The following is a 560-nucleotide window of genomic DNA, read 5'->3' on the forward strand; positions in this document are numbered from 1 at the left end:
CTCACATTACGTGTCGATAGCATCCGCCAATACACGAACAAAGCCACCGGTGCCGTCACGGTTCTCAACCGTCAAGCTGCGTATTACGATGGCTTCGGCTTCCTGCGCGTGATGGAAACGTACAACGACACGAACGGCTGGACACGCTCTCAGTACCATCCCGACGATCTGGGACGCGCCGTCTATGCGGTCGATGCAATGGGGAATACTCAAACGGCAGCCTACAACGCCTGGGATCAGCAAACTGAATTTACCGATGCGGAAGGCAATCTCTACATCACGAAGCCGCTCCTCACCCAGCAGCAGACACAGAATTATACGATTGCGGCTGCAAACGTAGGCTCGTATCGCTCGAATCCAGACAATACGAGCATTCGCTTGAATCTGCTGGAACAAAACTTTGACGCTTATGGTCACAAGATCAAAGTGGTCGCGTACAAAGACGGCGCAGCGAATCATAGCCAACCCATTCAGGAAAGCTACACGTATGACTTAGTAGGCAACGTGCTGACGTATACCGATCCAAATGGTAACCAGAATGGTAAAGGGGTCACGACCGC

At 52.3% G+C, this 560-nt stretch carries 1 pseudogene; it reads left to right on the forward strand.

The annotated features are described in order from the left end of the window. A pseudogene (locus tag AAHF22_RS24015) lies at nt 1–560 on the forward strand (hypothetical protein); the annotation flags it as partial.

It is taken from the genome of Paenibacillus wenxiniae (genome assembly GCF_039822605.1).
Taxonomy (GTDB): Bacteria; Bacillota; Bacilli; order Paenibacillales; family Paenibacillaceae; genus Saccharibacillus; species Saccharibacillus wenxiniae.